Here is a 17,700-nt window from a genome sequence, read left to right on the forward strand (position 1 = left end):
GTCTAAGACTTAGTGGAGAACTAACAATGGCTACGATGGCGTTTAAACCATGGGAGCGAGTGATTACCGATATTCGCCTTGTTCCTAAAATGGTGATGCTGATGGTGTTCAGTACAGTATTAATTATCGCCAAACAGCTTTGGGATGCGCACACTTTTTACCAATCACTACTAGCAGTAACCCAGAATCTCGATATTGCCCAACAACACTATGATGCTTATATTACACAAGTTATTTGGCAAACGGCGTTAATCATCATTATTTTTGTTGTGTTGCTTTTAGCGGCAGCCAAGATCATGTTGCGTCAAACTCAATATTTGAGTGATTCAATCAAACTGATGGCAAGCCGTGATCTTTCCACTCCGATTAATATGGAGTGTAAAGATGAATACGGTGATGTGGCTCGCGAACTCGATAAAACCCGTCGTCAACTGCAAGATGTGATCAGAGTGCAGATTGAATCCTCCCAAGAATTAGCCGCTTTAACGGAAGTTATGACAATCAGCATGTCAGAAACGAAAGAGTCGGCACAAGAAGAATTTAACGAAATTGATCAACTGGCTACCGCCATGAGTGAAATGACTTCTACGGTACAAACGGTTGCTGAACACGCGCAAACGGCGTCATCTTTAACCGAAGAGGCATCAGGGCAGGCGCAGACAGGGCAGCGTTTCGTTAAAGGTACCATCACCAAGATGAGTGAGTTGTCGCAAGATATCTCAGCGTCAGCACAAGCGGTTAACCAAGTTGAAGAACGTGTTGTCGCCATTGGTAGTGTGGTTGGAACCATTCAAAGTATTTCAGAGCAAACCAACTTATTGGCATTGAATGCCGCGATTGAAGCGGCGCGCGCAGGTGAAGCTGGGCGTGGTTTTGCGGTTGTTGCGGACGAGGTTAGGAACCTAGCTCAGCGTACTCAACAGGCAACCATTGAAATTCAAGAGATGATTTCGCAATTACAAAGTAGCGCAAATTCAGCAGTTGATCTGATGGAAAAAAGCGTAGTAGAAGCTGCTGAAGGGGTTGAACTAGTGACTAATGCCGGTAGTGAATTAGATGGTATTGTCAACCAAGTGCGACGCATTAATGACATGAACATTCAAATAGCGACGGCTGCAGGTCAGCAAACGAGTGTGGCTCAAGAGATGGATCAAAACTTGACCAATGTTCGTGAGTTGGTTGAAGCGTCGGTAACCGTGGTGGGAGAATTGCTCGAAACCTCGGAAATCATGCAAAACAATGCTGAAGAGCTTGACCGTAAAATTACCCTCTTCAAAGTGTAAACCGATACTGTAATAACCTTGAATCAACGCCCACAATTCTTGTTGTTGGGCGTTTTTTATTGCAGCAAGTTTGGTATAAATATCGTCTCAACAAAAATTCGTCGCAAAATATTAACTGATGCTAGTGCTTAAGCATTGATACCAAAATACAAGGATGCCTCATGCGATTGCCTTCTGTACTTAACTCTTCCGCTCAAGCTGCTTATCAGCTGCTTCTAGAACAACAACCTTGTATTGAGCAGTGGCCTGAATTACTCAAATCTGAACTAATTTACGTGCTGGGGTTGAGTCAATTTATTGGAGAAGCACTGCAACGTGATGAGGTGCTGTGTCAGCAATTACCTCATATGCTGGAAGATGCAGCACAAACAGAATCGATATCACACCAAAGTAAGTCACGTTTTGATGGCTACCGCAGTGAGCTAGCCAAGCAACTGGCAGCCTGTAACGATGAAATGAGTTTTCATCGCAGATTACGCCAATTCCGTAATCGAGAAATGGTCTATATTGCATGGCGTGATTTTACCGCCTCTTGGCCGCTAGAAGAGAGTTTAGAGCACCTATCGGCTTTGGCTGAAGCGCTGATCTTTGAAACTTATCAATGGCAGTATCAAGTGTGCTGCTCAGAATGGGGAACCCCCACTAATGCCGATGGTGAGGCCCAACCAATGTTGATTATTGGTATGGGGAAATTGGGTGGCGGTGAGCTTAACTTTTCTTCAGATATCGACCTCATTTTTACTTACCCAGAAAATGGTGAAACTCAAGGTGCGCGTCGTAGCATCGCCAATGCTCAGTTCTTTACTCGTTTAGGTCAGAGAATCATTAAAGCACTGGATCAGCACACTTTTGATGGCTTCTGTTACCGAGTTGATATGCGTCTGCGTCCGTTTGGTGAGAGTGGTCCTCTGGTGATGAGCTATGCCGCTCTGGAAGATTACTACCAAGAGCAAGGGCGTGACTGGGAGCGTTATGCCATGATTAAAGCTCGGGTCATGGGGCGTGAAATGTACCCGCAGTATCAAGAGTTGCGCCAAATGCTGCGCCCATTTGTTTTTCGACGCTACATTGACTTTAGTGCAATCCAATCATTGCGCCGTATGAAATCGATGATCAGCAGCGAAGTACGTCGCCGTGGGTTGCAAAACAATATTAAATTAGGCGCTGGTGGTATTCGGGAAATTGAATTTATTGCTCAGGTTTTCCAATTGATCCGTGGAGGTCGTGAACCGAGCCTGCGACAACGTGGATTACTCGAAACGTTAACCGCTATTGAAGAGCTAGCCTTGTTACAGCCAGAAGAGGTCGAGCATCTACGCAAGGCTTACCATTTCTTGCGTCGTTTAGAAAATTTATTGCAAGCGATGGCTGATAAACAGACTCAAACTTTGCCCGATAATGATATTGACCAACTTCGTTTAGCGACCGCAATGCAGTGTGCAAGTTGGCAGGTATTACTGACTCACACTCAACAGCACATGGCTAATGTCCACCAAGTGTTTGCAGCCTTGATTGGCGATGATGAAGAGGAAGAAGAGAATACGATAGCCAAGCATTTCCATGAATTGTGGGATATGGCGCATAAGCCGGAGGTTATCGATAGCATTCTTCAGCAAGATCTTGCTTGCGCTCAGTCATCTGATATTGCGAAGGTATTGATTCAGTTTAAAGACGATTTAGCGAAAAAAACGCTAGGCCCTCGTGGGCGTGATGTACTCAATCGTTTAATGCCTAAGGTTTTTCAGGCTATTTTCCAACATCCAGATGCCGAGTTTGGTTTATCACGCGTGTTGCATTTGATGTATAAAATCGTCACGCGAACGACTTATCTAGAGTTGCTTGATGAACATCCCGCCGCTTTGACCCAATTGGTCCGTTTGTGTACCGCTAGCCCAATGATCTCTGAACAATTGAGTCGTTATCCTATTTTGCTAGATGAGCTGATAGACCCTCAGCATCTGTATAATCCCATTTCACTTTCGGCTTACAAAACTGAATTGCGCGATTTTTTAGCACGTATTCCTGAAGATGATATGGAACAGCAAATGGAAGCGCTGCGCCAGTTTAAACAGATTTGCATTTTACGTATTGCCGCTGCGGATATTGCAGGTGTTTTGCCTGTCATGAAAGTGAGTGACCACTTAACCTATCTTGCCGAAGCCATTGTAGAAGCGGTCATTCACCAGGCTTGGTTGCAAGTCAGTGCCAAATATGGACAACCTAGGCATTTAAAAGACCGTGATGGAAAAGGGTTTGCTGTGATTGGTTATGGCAAAGTGGGGGGATGGGAGCTAGGTTATAACTCAGATCTCGACATCGTATTTATGCACGATTGCCCTATCGATTCGTATACTGATGGCCAAAAAGAGATCGATGGACGTCAGTTTTACTTACGCTTAGCACAACGCATCATCCATATTTTTTCTATACGCACCGCATCAGGTATTCTCTATGAGGTTGATACACGTTTACGCCCTTCGGGAGTCTCCGGGTTACTGGTGAGCCCTGCTCAGGCATTTGATGAGTATCAGCGCAATGATGCTTGGACATGGGAGCATCAGGCTCTGGTGCGGGCGAGAGTCATTTATGGCGACGAACCCTTACAACACGCTTTTAATCAAACGCGTCATGAAATCTTATCCCTACCAAGAGAAGAAACTAAGCTTAAACAAGATGTTGTCGAGATGCGACTTAAAATGCGTGAGCACTTGGGTGGCAAAAAAGCCGGACGTTTTATGCTTAAGCAAGACATTGGTGGGATTACCGATATAGAATTTTTAGCTCAATATCTCATTTTACGTTTTAGTTATGACAAGCCAAAATTAACCTATTGGTCGGATAATGTGCGTATTTTTGAATCTTTACTGGTTCAAGGTGTAATGGAAGAGCAGCAGGCGGTAGCACTGACGAAGGCTTATACATCGATGCGCAACCAAATCCATCATCGCAATTTACTCAACTTAGATGCCGATGTGGACGAAAGTAAGTTTACTGAAGAAAGGAAACTGGTCACTGAGGTTTGGAATCAGTGGTTAGGTTGAGAGTTTTAGGCGCTCTATTAGCTGTGTTACACTCAGCATAATAACGAAAATTGGAGATCCACAATGAAACCAATCCTACCTGACTACAGCGATGCAGGTGTACTTATTATTGGCGATGTAATGCTCGATCGCTACTGGTATGGCCCTACTGGGCGCATTTCACCAGAAGCTCCGGTTCCTGTAGTAAAAGTAGAGAATAACGAAGAGCGCCCAGGTGGAGCGGCGAACGTGGCAATGAATATTGCTTCGCTTGGTGGCCACGCGCATATCGTAGGTTTGACAGGAATAGATGAACCAGCAAGAGTATTGACCGAAACACTAACTGCATTGAAAGTGAAATGCGATTTTGTTGCGTTGCCAAATTACCCAACTATTACCAAGCTGCGTGTATTAAGCCGTGGTCAACAATTGATCCGTTTAGACTTTGAAGACAAATTTGAAAATACCGATCCACAGTTGATCTTATCTCGCATGGATCAAGCGTTACCGTACGTGAAAGCGGTCATTTTGTCTGATTACGCAAAAGGCGCGCTAGAGCACGTACAGCAACTGATTCAAAAAGCTCGTGCTGCTAAGGTACCAGTATTCATTGACCCTAAAGGTGCTGACTTCGAACGCTATCGTGGTGCTACTTTATTGACTCCTAACATGGCTGAATTTGAGCATGTCGTGGGTAAAGTAAAATCGGATCAAGAATTGGTCGATAAAGGCCTCGCTTTGATCGAAGAGTTTGACCTTGAGGCATTGTTGGTGACTCGCAGTGAACATGGCATGACTCTGCTAAGACGTGGTCAAAAGCCTTTCCATCTGCCAACTTTAGCCAAAGAAGTGTATGACGTAACGGGGGCTGGTGATACCGTCATTTCTGTTTTAGCCGCTTCCGTGTCTGCAGGTAAACCACTGGATGAAGCGTGTGCGTTAGCCAATGCTGCAGCTGGTGTCGTTGTCGGCAAATTGGGGACTTCAACCGTATCAACCATTGAACTTGCTGAAGCTGTTCATGGTAGTAAAGACACCGACTACGGCGTAATTGGTGAGCAAGCACTGATTGAAGCGGTCAAAAAAGCGCAAGCCAAAGGTGAAAAGGTCGTCATGACTAATGGCTGTTTTGATATTTTGCATGCTGGTCATGTTTCTTATCTTAACCATGCGGGGCAATTAGGTGATCGCTTGATTGTTGCAGTCAACACTGATGAGTCAGTGAAACGTCTCAAAGGCCCTGGTCGTCCTGTTAATCCAACTGATCGCCGCATGGCGGTACTGGCTGCGTTAGGTGCGGTTGATTGGGTCGTACCATTTAGCGAAGATACGCCTCAACGTTTAATTGCTGAAGTCTTGCCTGATTTATTGGTGAAGGGCGGTGATTACAAACCTGAAGATATCGCTGGTGGTAAAGAAGTTATCGCAGCAGGTGGTAGTGTTAAAGTGCTCAACTTTGAAGACGGTTGTTCAACTACTGAAATTATTGAAGCGATTAAAGGTGGCCGAGGCTAATCTTTAGTGGTTCTGTTGCTATAGTTCCGTTTTCAACTGCGTCATAAAAACACGTAAACTACAAAAAAGCCGCTGAAAATCAGCGGCTTTTCTTACTTAGTTAAGTTTTGAATTAACCAGCGGCTTTTAGGCCAGCGTTAATATCTAAGATATCTTGTTCACTAAGAGTACCCACCGCTTGGCGCAGTTGAAGGACGCTTAGCAGGTAGTCGTAGCGAGCGTTAGATAAGCTTTTGTTTGCATCGTATAGTCGACGCGTTGAGTCCAGTACATCAACGATAGTACGAGTACCTACGTCAAAACCGGCCTCTGTTGCTTCTAATGCTGATTTCGCTGAAATGACTGATTGTTCATAAGCACGTAATGCGCCAATCGATGCACTGATGTTGTTGTTATAAGCGCGAACATCTTTGACAACGCTACGGTAAGTTTTCTCAAGATCTTGGCTTGCTGCAACGTATGCAAATTCAGCTTGCTTGGTTTGAGAGCTGATATTGCCACCGGTGTACAGAGGGACAACCAAGTTCACACCAATATTGAAGTCATTATAAGCATCAAGATTCGAACTTGCGTTATGGTCGTTACTTTCATCACCATAGTTATAGCCAGCATCTAATGTCAGTGATGGTAAATGCCCTGAGCTGGCGAGTGAAATGTTATCTTTAGCAACGTCTTGAGCAATACGAGCGGTTAAGAGGTTGAGGTTTTTCTGCTGTGCTTCTTCCAACAGCGTATTCATCGAAGTCGCTGTTTTGCTGGCTGAAAAACGATCTGTGTCTAACACATTTAAATTGGTGTGCTCTTGCCCTGTTATTTCACGCAATGCTTCATAGCTGTTAACTAAGCTGTTTTCAGCTAAAACTTCGTCGGCTAATACAGCATCGTACTGAGCTTGTGCATCATGTACATCAGTAATCGCGGAAAGACCAACTTCAAAGCGTTGTTTGGTTTGTTCTAACTGGCGAGCGACAGCGGCTTTTTCAGCACGGACAAACTCAAGGTTATCCTGGGCGCGCAGCACTTCAAAGTAAGATTGAGCAACGCGCAAGATAAGGCTCTGCTGTGTTGCTGCATAGGTTGAGTCAGCCTGACGAGCGCTTTTCTCTGCTGTATCCAAGGTTATCCAGCTAGAACGATTGTAAAGCTCTTGGGAGAAATTGATGCCAGCGGTTAACTTATCACTTTCCCGAGGATCAATATTACTACGGTTAATGTTGTAACCCGCAGTTAAGTTGATTTGTGGTAATAAGCTACTGCGGCTAGAAGTAATCGCTTCAAAAGCGGCATCACGACGAGCTGCTGCACTCAATAATTGTGGGTCATTATCTTTTGCTTGATTATAGATATCAGCCAGAGTGTCTGCCCATACTGAAGTACTCAGGCTGCCTAATGCCGCGCTGATGAATAGAGGAAGCAGTTTTTTCATTAGTCCTATTCCCTGCCTTAATTATGTAAGAAGGTTATTTACCAAGAGTTTAACTTAAATTGGTGGTAATTCACTCGAAACTTTGCACTTTTTTACATATAACTGTCCACTTGTACAATAAGTTTGGCGTTTAACTTAAATAAAAATACAATTTTTATATGAAAAGTTGAGCAATATCCTTGGTAGTCGATGAATTCCATGATTAAACTATGAGATTCACTGAGTGAGGTTTCAAATGCAACAGTCTGATAAACAGCACGTCACTTTTTCACCTGCGGATGTGGAAGTGCTCTCAAAAGAATCACTATTCCAAGGTTTTTTCCGAATGGTGAAATACCGTTTTAAGCACAAGTTGTTTGAAGGGGGGTGGAGTGCACCTATCGAAAGAGAAATGTTCGAAAGAGGCCATGCCGCGGCGATGCTTGCTTATGATCCCACTCGAGATGAAGTGGTGATCATTGAGCAGATCCGTGTCGGTGCACTAGAACATGCACAACCTTGGCAGTTAGAGATTGTCGCTGGCATTATTGATACCGATGAAAGTGCCGAACAAGTGGTGCGCCGAGAGTCGCTAGAAGAAGCGGGAGTGGACGTTGGTCGAATCGAAAAAATCACCTCTTATTATCCATCAGCAGGAGGCTGCTCTGAAAGGTTAGATGTGTTTGTCGGCGAAGTGGATACGACTAAAGCGCAAGGTGTGCATGGGTTAGACTATGAAGGTGAAGACATTAAAGTGCATGTTATGAGCCGTGATGAAGCTTACCAATTGGTGAAAAGCGGACAAATTGAGAACGGTGCCTCAATAATTGCATTGCAATGGTTAGAGCTTAATTATCAGCATTTACAATCACTATGGCAGAGTTAACATTGAAAAAAACGTATCACGTTGATTTACCAGAGTTAATGCGCGTGTACGAAACCAATTATGCTAAGCTTAACGCTTTGTTGCCCCAGCAGCCGAGCGTCGGTGACCTGCGCTGCTATCAAGCTGCGAAAATGACATATCAATTACAAGTGCTAGAGGTCACAAAGTACACAACTTTAGTGGAGATTTGTCAGAGTGATGACGTTTCTGTGTTTCCATTGCCATCAATGTCTGTCAGGCTTTACCATGATGCGCGTATGTCGGAAGTTTGCTCAAGTGAGCAGTTAAATCAAGTGCAAGCGCGTTATGATTATCCCAATCGCAAAATGCTTCAAAAAGATGAGAAAGCACAGCTCAATCGTTTCTTGGGAGATTGGCTAACCTTTTGCTTGAAGCACGGTATCAGCCGTGCACCTATTAGTATTCCTAAGAACTGATAGTATTCGCATAGACTGACAATATTCGTAAAAACTAAACCATTAGTGATTCAATTTGGATTAATAGATTTTGAACGTGTCGCCCACTTTAGACAATACAGACAGCATCAAACTGCTACAAATCACCGATACGCATCTTTTTGCTCCGGAAGATGGCAGTTTGCTAAGCGTCAATACCGTCGATAGCTTTAATGCTGTCGTTACGGAGATCTGCGCGCAAAACGTGGTTTATGATGCAGTTGTGGCGACTGGAGATATTTCTCAAGACCACAGTGCTGAATCATACCTGCGTTTTGCTGATGGTATTGCTGCGTTAGATAAAACGTGTTTTTGGCTGCCTGGCAATCACGATTTTAAACCCAATATGGGAAGTGTATTTCCTTCAGCGCAAATCCAGCAGCCAGAACATGTTTTACTCGGTAAGCATTGGCAAATGATCTTGCTTGACTCTCAGGTAGTGGGCGTCCCCCATGGCCGATTGAGCGATCAACAACTCGCACTGCTGGATGAACAATTATCAGCATACCCACAACGGCATACCTTAGTTTTGCTTCATCATCATCCATTATTGGTTGGTAGTGCTTGGCTTGATCAGCATACTTTGAAAGACAGTGATGCATTTTGGAATGTGGTTACCCAGCATCACAATGTGAAAGCGGTTGTGTGTGGTCATGTTCATCAAAACATGGATAAACTGCACCACGGTGTTAGAGTCATGGCTACGCCGTCCACTTGCATTCAATTTAAGCCTAATTCGGATGATTTTGCCTTAGATCGCACTTCACCAGGATGGCGAGAAATAGAGCTACTGCCTGATGGTCAAATCAAGACTCAAGTAAAGCGTTTGTCCAACGGTGTATTTCAACCCGATTTTAATGCCAATGGATACTAATATGACAAAACGTCAGCCGATGCTTCTTTACATCCATGGTTTTAACAGTTCACCGTTATCGCATAAAGCACAAGTGATGCTTAATTATTGCAATGAGCATCGCCCAGACATCAAAGTGGTTGTGCCTAAGCTTCCTTCTTTTCCTGCCCAAGCTGCAGAGCACCTACTTGATATCGTTGAACAATATCAAGAGCATTATCAAATTGCCCTAGTTGGTAGCTCACTTGGCGGCTATCTGTCTATTTGGTTGAACCACCTATTTGATTTTAAAGCTGTGCTGATAAACCCAGCTATTAAGCCCTATGAGTTATTGGCAGGTTTTCTGGGAGAGCAAGTTAATCCATACACTCAAGAGCGTTATGTGCTGCAAGCTAAGCACATTGAAGAGCTTAAAGCGCTAGAAGTTTCGATTAACAATGTCAACTCATTGTGGTTGCTACAGCAAATGGGCGATGAGGTTTTGGATTACCGCCAAGCCGTTAATAAACTGGTTGGTTCGAAACAGACTGTTGAATTGGGTGGAGATCATAGCTTTGTTAATTTTGAGCGCTACCCACAACAAATCATCGATTTCCTCAAACTCTGAGAGCTTCATTGAGGGAGGAGTCATAATTTTACCTGTTACTTACTCATCTCACTTGACATAAGCAAGCCTCTTCCAGACTATGTTCCACCTATACTTTTGCAGTTTGTAACGCTGAAAGATTCAGCGTTGTTGTCACTAATTAACCAAAATCACACAATTAATAGACTGCTGAAAAAGTAACGAATCATTTATCTATAAAAGCATTCCGTATTATGACTGAACAATATAATGCTGGAGCCATTGAGGTTCTTAATGGCTTAGAACCAGTACGTCGCCGACCAGGGATGTATACGGATACAGCGCGCCCGAACCATTTGGGCCAAGAAGTTATCGATAACAGTGTCGATGAAGCGCTAGCCGGACATGCCACCAAGGTGCAAGTTATTCTCCACGCTGACCAATCACTAGAGGTGATTGATGATGGGCGTGGTATGCCTGTTGATATTCACCCTGAAGAGAAAATTTCAGGCGTAGAGCTTATTTTCTGTAAATTGCATGCAGGTGGTAAGTTTTCCAATAAAAACTACCAGTTCTCTGGTGGTCTGCATGGCGTTGGCATATCTGTCGTGAACGCCTTGTCTAAACGAGTCGAAGTCAGCGTTCGCCGTGATGGACAAGTGTATGAAATGGCATTCGAACATGGCAATAAAGTTGAAGAGTTGACCGTAACTGGTACTTGTGGTCGTCGCAATAAAGGGACTAGCGTCCACTTTTGGCCAGATACCAGCTACTTTGATTCCCCCAATTTTTCGGTGACTCGCCTAATCAACAACTTGCGTGCCAAAGCCGTGCTTTGTCCTGGTCTGGAGATTACCTTTAGCGACAAAGTGAACAACAACGAATATCGTTGGTACTACGAAGATGGGTTAAAAGATTACCTCGCCGAAGGCGTCAAGGGTTACACCTTATTGCCTGAAGAGCCATTTACTGGTGAGTTTGTTGCTGACACTGAAGCGGCAAATTGGGCGGTAATATGGCTACCAGAAGGCGGTGAGATGATCACCGAAAGCTATGTCAACCTGATCCCAACCGCTCAAGGTGGTACGCACGTTAATGGTTTACGTCAAGGTTTGCTCGATGCAATGCGCGAATTCTGCGAGTTCCGCAACTTATTGCCACGTGGCGTTAAATTAACGGGTGAAGATGTCTTTGACCGCTGTTCTTATGTGCTGTCGGTTAAGATGCAAGACCCACAGTTTGCTGGCCAAACCAAAGAACGTCTCTCTTCACGTCAAACCGCTGCATTTGTTTCTGGCGTGCTTAAAGATTCTTTCAGCTTATGGTTAAATGAAAAACCTCAATTGGCCGAGCAATTGGCTGAAGTCTGTATTGCAAATGCTCATCGCCGCATGCGCGCCAGTAAGAAAGTGGTACGTAAGAAAATAGCGTCAGGGCCTGCTTTGCCGGGTAAATTGACCGATTGTTCAGTACAAGATCTTAGCCGCACCGAAATATTCTTCGTCGAAGGAGACTCGGCAGGAGGTTCTGCCAAGCAAGCTCGTGACCGTGAATTCCAAGCGGTAATGCCGTTGCGCGGTAAAATATTGAACACATGGGAAGTCTCTGCTGATCAAGTTCTTGCTTCCCAAGAAGTTCACGACATATCCGTGGCGTTAGGAATTGACCCAGATAACGATGACCTAGATGGTTTACGTTACGGCAAAGTGTGTATTCTTGCCGATGCGGATTCTGATGGACTACACATCGCGACATTATTGTGCGCCTTATTCACCAAGCATTTTAAAGCACTTGTACAAGCGGGGCATATCTTTGTGGCTATGCCACCTTTGTATCGTATCGATTGTGGTAAAGAAGTGTTTTATGCCTTAGATGATGCTGAAAAAGATGGCATTTTAGAGCGTCTAAGTAAGAAAAAAGCAAAAATCAACGTGCAACGATTCAAAGGTCTGGGTGAGATGAACCCGCTTCAGCTACGCGAAACGACGATGGATCCGAATACGCGTCGTTTGGTTCAATTGACGATTGATGATGCTGCCGCAACTGATGAAATGATGGATATGTTGCTGGGTAAGAAGCGAGCGGATGATCGCCGTGCGTGGCTGCAACGTTATGGCGATATGGCTGAGGTGTAATAGATGTCAACAGAAATAACCTATGATGGCGTTGAACAACTGCCGCTGCGCAAGTTTACCGAAGACGCTTATCTTAACTATTCGATGTACGTCATTATGGACCGTGCATTACCGTATATTGGTGATGGTTTAAAACCGGTTCAACGACGTATTATTTATGCCATGTCAGAGCTTGGTCTCTCTGCTGCGGCAAAATATAAGAAATCAGCCCGTACTGTTGGTGACGTGTTGGGTAAATACCACCCACATGGCGACTCAGCATGTTATGAAGCTATGGTATTGATGGCGCAACCTTTCTCTTATCGCTACCCATTAGTGGACGGTCAAGGGAACTGGGGGGCTCCAGATGACCCGAAATCATTCGCGGCAATGCGTTATACCGAAGCGAAATTGTCTAAGTTTGCTGAGGTATTACTCGGAGAGCTTGGTCAGGGTAATGTGGATTGGCAGCCTAACTTTGATGGCACTATGAAAGAGCCACAAATGCTACCAGCACGCCTGCCTCATATTCTGCTCAATGGGGTAACTGGTATTGCAGTCGGTATGGCAACGGATATTCCGCCACATAACGTACGTGAAATTGCCGAGGCCACTATCCACTTAATTGATCACCCTGGTGCTGATCTGCCTGATGTGATGCAGTATGTTCAAGGTCCAGATTATCCAACGGAAGCTGAAATCATTTCACCGAAGGCCGATCTCGAGAAAATTTATCGCTCTGGTCGCGGTAGTGTGAAAATGCGTGCGGTTTGGCACAAAGAAAGTGCTGATATCGTCATTACAGCGCTACCTCATCAAGTGTCTGGCGCTAAGTTACTAGAGCAAATTGCCAATCAAATGCGTGCGAAAAAGCTGCCGATGGTTGAAGATTTACGTGACGAATCGGATCATGAAAATCCGACCCGTATCGTAATCGTGCCACGTTCAAATCGTGTCGATTGTGATTTATTAATGAGTCATCTATTCGCATCGACAGATTTAGAGAAAAGCTTTCGCGTTAACTTGAATATGATCGGCTTAGACAACCGTCCGCAAGTGAAAGGTTTAGTACAAGTTCTGTCGGAATGGATTGAATTTCGTCGCACAACGGTACGTCGTCGTTTGCAATATCGTCTTGATAAAGTGATGGCTCGCTTGCACATTTTAGAAGGTTTGTTAGCGGCGTATTTGAATATCGATGAAGTCATCGAAATTATTCGAACCGAAGATGAACCACGACCTGTTTTAATGAGTCGTTTTAATATTTCAGAAATTCAAGCTGATGCGATTCTGGATATTAAACTGCGCAATCTTGCTAAGTTGGAAGAGTTCAAAATTCGAGCTGAGCAAGACGAGCTAGAAAAAGAGCGTGAAAAACTAGAGCAACTATTAGGCTCAGAACGTCGTCTGAATACGCTATTGAAAAAAGAGATTAAAGCAGACGCAGATAAGTACGGTGATGATCGTCGTTCTCCATTAGTTGAGCGTGCTGAAGCAAAAGCATTAACAGAGCGTGATCTGGTACCAAGTGAAGCGATTACTGTTGTGCTTTCAGAAAAAGGCTGGGTGCGTCACGCCAAAGGGCATGATGTCGATTGCCAAGGTTTAAATTATAAATCGGGTGATCAATACCTTGCTCATGCCTGTGGTAAGAGTAACCAGCAGGCGGTGTTCTTAGGTAGTGATGGGCGAAGTTATTCGTTAGAGTCACATTCTTTGCCATCTGCACGTAGCCAAGGTGAACCGATTACTGGGCGCTTAAATATCACCGAGGGATCGTCAATTCGCCAAGTTGTGATGGGTGAAGATGACCAGTTGTGGCTAGTCGGCTCTGATGCTGGTTATGGGTTTGTATGCAAAGGTAGTGAGTTACTGTCGAAGAACCGCAGCGGTAAAGCTTTGGTCAACTTGCCTGAAAATTCAGAAATCATGCCACCACAAGCGATTGGTAACCTTGATGCGGATGAGATTCTAGCGATTACTAACCAGGGGCGAATGCTCCTTTTCCCTATCAAAGATTTGCCTCAGTTAAGCAAAGGTAAAGGGAATAAGATCATCAATATTCCTGCGGCGAAGTCGAAAGATCGTGAAGAGTTTGTTTCTCACTTAATGTCTTTACCACAAGGTGTTTCCATTACACTTTATGCGGGCAAACGTAAGCTTGGATTGAAAGCGAGCGATTTAGATAACTTCCGTGGTGAACGAGGACGCAGAGGTGGCTTATTACCACGAGGTTTACAGCGTGTCACCAGTATTGAGATTGAAGCAGAACCTGCGATATCTTTAGCTGAAGAAGAGTAATTGAACCAACAAAAAGCCCCGAATGTCGGGGCTTTTTGTTAATCATTTATAAATCACCACTCTAGGTGGTGATGATTGTTTTTAACTATTAAATCTATTCACGTAAATCTTCGGCAATCGTCACTGGCAAGGTGACTTCCTCACCCTTGCGAAGAATTAATATTTCAACGGTTCTGCCTGGTCGCAGATCGGTTACGATATCCATAACATTTTGCCGGCCATTAATTTTCTTACCATCAATTTTTAGAATAATATCACGCTCTGCAAATCCAGCTTCCGCCGCCGGGCCATTAGGATCTATGCCTAGTACGACAATGCCGCCCATATGTTCACTGCCAAGCAGCCGTGAAGTGACTGGCGTAATGTCTTGTCCATCAACACCGATATAACCGCGGATAACACGTCCATCAGCGATGATTTTTTCCATGATGGTATTAGCAAGCTTGTATGGAATGGCGAAGGAGATCCCGTAGGTTTCCATATTCGTTGCCTGTTGGAACGATGCTGTATTAATCCCTACCAGTTCACCTTGCGTATTAACTAATGCCCCACCAGAGTTCCCTTCATTAATTGCCGCATCCGTTTGAATGAAGGCTTGTCGACCATCGGCACTGATAGAAGAGCGTCCAGTCGCTGAAATGATGCCAAAAGTGGTGGTTTGCCCTAGGTTATAAGGGTTACCGATGGCTAAAACGATATCACCAACCTTAGCTGAATAGTCTGAGTTAAGCGGAATTACAGGTAAGTTTGTTCCTTCAATTCGTAAAATGGCAATATCTGTTCGACGATCTTTACCGACTAACTGCGCAGCTGCAATTCGACCGTCTTGCAGCGCGGCGACAATTTGATCGGCCTGCGCCACCACGTGATAATTGGTGATGATATAGCCTTTCTCGCTAACAATAACACCAGAGCCTAAGCCTTGAATTGATAACTTTTTCGAGCCATTTTCTGTATATTTCTGGTTGTAGATATTGACCACGGCCGGTGCTGCACGACGAACAGCTTGATTGAAGGATAGTTGCAGTGAACCGATATCGGCAGGTTCGGCATTATTCGGCGTGGTTAGAACATTTGAGCGTAGGGAAGGAATAGCCAGTAATAGAATCACTCCGGTAATTAATCCAATTCCAACGGAACGGGCTAGAAAACTAAGCATACTTTCCCCAAATAAAACTTATGATTTACTCAGGATATTTTTCTGAGTCTGAAAGGGGAAGAATAGCACTACCTGCTTAAATAAGGAAAGGGCAGCATTCAATATGCTGCCCCACTGAACAAATGTACCTAATGATATGTGTTAACGAACAACCAAATAAATTGTTCTATCTCCACGTTGAATATTCAGTGCAAGCACACTTGATTTCTTCTCTAACAGAGCTCGCAAGTCTGCTAGGTTTTTTACTCGCTTACGATTGACGCCAATAATGATGTCATCTTTCTGTAATTGATAGGCTTCTGCGGCCGATCCTTTTTCTATATTGGTGACTTTCACTCCAGCGATAGGATCACTGTCTGTTGTATTGGTTAACTCCGCCCCAGTTAAGCCTTCATGTAGTTGTTCAGCTTTGGTTTTGGTGTTGTTTTCACCCAATGTGACTTTAAATGTCTCAGATTTACCGTCGCGCATCACGCCTAAAGTGATTTCTTTACCAGCGCCTAAGGTTGCCACTTTTGCTCTTAATTCACTGAATGTGTCAATTTTCTTTCCATTAAGGGTAGTAATGACATCACCTGCTTTTAGCCCTGCGTTGTCTGCGGCGCTACCTTCAATCACCTGACTGACAAACGCTCCTTTGCTTGACTCATAACCTAAAGCATCAGCAAGTTCAGAGGTAATTTCTCCACCTTGGACACCAAGCATGCCACGTTTTACTTCACCAAATTCTAGAATTTGTTCTGTGAGGTTTTTCATCATATTTGATGGGATAGCAAAGCCGATCCCCACGTTGCCGCCATTAGGCCCTAAAATAGCAGTATTGATACCAATCAATTCACCATTGAGGTTGACCAGAGCACCCCCGGAATTACCGCTGTTAATTGCTGCGTCGGTTTGGATAAAGTTTTCAAAATTTTCAATATTCAAACCACTACGGCCAAGTGCTGACACAATACCGGAGGTAACGGTTTGTCCAAGACCAAATGGATTGCCGATAGCGACAGTGAAATCTCCAACACGTAATTGATCGGAATCTGCAATTTTAATTTGCGTTAAGTTTTTCGCTTTTTCTAATTTAAGCAAAGCGATATCGGACATTTTGTCGCCACCAACCAGTTCTGCATCGTATTCTCGACCATCATGAAGAGTGACTAATATTTTATCGGCCCCATTAATTACGTGGTAGTTAGTGACGACATAACCTTTATCGGCATCGGTGACCACGCCAGAACCTAACCCTCTAAACGGTCGTTCTTGAAGTTGATCGATTGGAAAATCAGGGCCAAAGAAAAATTTGAACTGTTCTGGAATTCGCTGCTGAGATACCTGCGTTCCTTCAACAGAAATACTGACCACGGCGGGGGTCACACGTTCTAGCATTGGTGCCAAGCTAGGGAGTTGCTCGCCATCTACGGAAAAGGGAAGTGCAGCAACAGCTGGCAGTGGGGTGATGATTGAACTTAAACTTAAAGACAGCGCTGTTAGGACGAGTAAAGGTTTTTTCATCATGAGCTCCTTTGGATTAATGCCTTCGAATTTTAATATTTGTACTAAATATTAAACTTCAACATTCTTCGTGAGGATTATGACTCAAAAACCTTTATAAAGTTCATGATAGACAATTAAGAAGCATTCACCTTAACGACGTCTGCAGAGCTAATGACTTCTTTTTCTGGGGTGTTAAAGAGCCCCGTTGCGCCATTGGCGTAATCTTTAGGTGCTTGCTCTAAAATACTGCTATCAACTTTGTCTGACTCATGATGTTGGGCAATTTTTTTGATAAACGGATTATCTTGTTCTGGCATGTTGGGTAAAAGATCGGCAGAGGTTTTCGCCATATGCTGATACAGTTTTGTGTAATCCTTGCCTAACGTGTCTAACATTTCTGCTGTTTGCGCAAAATGGTCAGACAGCTCTTGCTTTTGTTGCTCTAGGTTAAATTTCGCGTTATCTAATTCTTTTTGTAGAGACTTTTGATTCTTATACTGAGGCGTAGTGAGTCGAGAAATAATCACTCCTAGCACCGCCCCTACCAGTAAGCCTACAACGGCATATATCCAAGGCATAACAGCTCCTTATTGTTGTTATTTAACATGTTTTTTACCTGTTGGTTACACATGTCGTTTGGACATGTTACTATGACT

13 protein-coding genes are annotated in these 17,700 nt (G+C 44.1%); 9 read left to right on the forward strand and 4 right to left on the reverse strand.

What is annotated here, in order from left to right:
* Positions 1 to 26: 26 nt before the first annotated feature.
* The 3 genes from MCT08_RS03950 to hldE all read left to right on the forward strand — a co-directional run bounded on the left by MCT08_RS03950 (position 27) and on the right by hldE (position 5,818).
* On the forward strand, positions 27 to 1,283 hold the full coding sequence (locus tag MCT08_RS03950; RefSeq protein WP_053310750.1) for a methyl-accepting chemotaxis protein: 1,257 nt from the start codon (positions 27 to 29) through the stop codon (positions 1,281 to 1,283).
* A gap of 161 nt (positions 1,284 to 1,444) precedes the next feature.
* Positions 1,445 to 4,324, forward strand: a complete 2,880-nt coding sequence (gene glnE, locus MCT08_RS03955) for a bifunctional [glutamate--ammonia ligase]-adenylyl-L-tyrosine phosphorylase/[glutamate--ammonia-ligase] adenylyltransferase (protein ID WP_274677919.1) — start codon at positions 1,445 to 1,447, stop codon at positions 4,322 to 4,324.
* Positions 4,325 to 4,387: 63 nt separating this feature from the next.
* Entirely contained in the window at positions 4,388 to 5,818 is a 1,431-nt protein-coding gene (gene hldE, locus MCT08_RS03960; protein ID WP_168521062.1) for a bifunctional D-glycero-beta-D-manno-heptose-7-phosphate kinase/D-glycero-beta-D-manno-heptose 1-phosphate adenylyltransferase HldE, read from the forward strand.
* Between the two features lie 112 nt (positions 5,819 to 5,930).
* Here hldE and tolC read toward each other — a convergent pair whose 3' ends face one another.
* Entirely contained in the window at positions 5,931 to 7,244 is a 1,314-nt protein-coding gene (gene tolC, locus MCT08_RS03965) for an outer membrane channel protein TolC (RefSeq protein ID WP_274677920.1), read from the reverse strand.
* A 235-nt stretch (positions 7,245 to 7,479) separates the two neighbouring features.
* On the opposite strand from tolC, the gene nudF reads away from it, so the two are divergent.
* The 6 genes from nudF to parC all read left to right on the forward strand — a co-directional run bounded on the left by nudF (position 7,480) and on the right by parC (position 14,397).
* Positions 7,480 to 8,109 carry an ADP-ribose diphosphatase gene (gene nudF / locus MCT08_RS03970; RefSeq protein ID WP_274677921.1) on the forward strand — a complete coding sequence of 210 codons (630 nt, stop codon included), beginning with the start codon at positions 7,480 to 7,482 and terminating at the stop codon, positions 8,107 to 8,109.
* Positions 8,097 to 8,546 carry a DUF1249 family protein gene (locus MCT08_RS03975; RefSeq protein ID WP_261915135.1) on the forward strand — a complete coding sequence of 150 codons (450 nt, stop codon included), beginning with the start codon at positions 8,097 to 8,099 and terminating at the stop codon, positions 8,544 to 8,546. The genes nudF and MCT08_RS03975 overlap by 13 nt, the downstream gene beginning before the upstream one ends.
* Positions 8,547 to 8,616: 70 nt before the next feature.
* A complete protein-coding gene (gene cpdA / locus MCT08_RS03980) occupies positions 8,617 to 9,438 on the forward strand; it encodes a 3',5'-cyclic-AMP phosphodiesterase (RefSeq protein ID WP_274677922.1) in 822 nt (273 codons plus the stop codon).
* A gap of 1 nt (position 9,439) precedes the next feature.
* Positions 9,440 to 10,024: an esterase YqiA gene (gene yqiA / locus MCT08_RS03985; RefSeq protein ID WP_171375416.1), complete on the forward strand. Its 585-nt coding sequence runs from the start codon at positions 9,440 to 9,442 to the stop codon at positions 10,022 to 10,024.
* A gap of 212 nt (positions 10,025 to 10,236) precedes the next feature.
* Entirely contained in the window at positions 10,237 to 12,117 is a 1,881-nt protein-coding gene (gene parE / locus MCT08_RS03990) for a DNA topoisomerase IV subunit B (RefSeq protein ID WP_274677923.1), read from the forward strand.
* A 3-nt stretch (positions 12,118 to 12,120) separates the two neighbouring features.
* Positions 12,121 to 14,397, forward strand: coding sequence for a DNA topoisomerase IV subunit A (gene parC / locus MCT08_RS03995; RefSeq protein ID WP_274672920.1), 2,277 nt, complete (start codon positions 12,121 to 12,123; stop codon positions 14,395 to 14,397).
* A 94-nt stretch (positions 14,398 to 14,491) separates the two neighbouring features.
* On the opposite strand, the gene degS is transcribed toward parC, so the two are convergent.
* The 3 genes from degS to zapG form a co-directional block, all read right to left on the reverse strand.
* A complete protein-coding gene (gene degS, locus MCT08_RS04000; RefSeq protein ID WP_171979728.1) occupies positions 14,492 to 15,556 on the reverse strand; it encodes an outer membrane-stress sensor serine endopeptidase DegS in 1,065 nt (354 codons plus the stop codon).
* A gap of 141 nt (positions 15,557 to 15,697) precedes the next feature.
* Entirely contained in the window at positions 15,698 to 17,062 is a 1,365-nt protein-coding gene (locus MCT08_RS04005) for a DegQ family serine endoprotease (RefSeq protein ID WP_261927314.1), read from the reverse strand.
* Between the two features lie 116 nt (positions 17,063 to 17,178).
* Entirely contained in the window at positions 17,179 to 17,622 is a 444-nt protein-coding gene (gene zapG, locus MCT08_RS04010) for a Z-ring associated protein ZapG (protein ID WP_171979727.1), read from the reverse strand.
* Positions 17,623 to 17,700: the final 78 nt, after the last annotated feature.

The sequence above is a fragment of the Vibrio aestuarianus genome, from assembly GCF_028858425.1.
Classification (GTDB): Bacteria; Pseudomonadota; Gammaproteobacteria; order Enterobacterales; family Vibrionaceae; genus Vibrio; species Vibrio aestuarianus.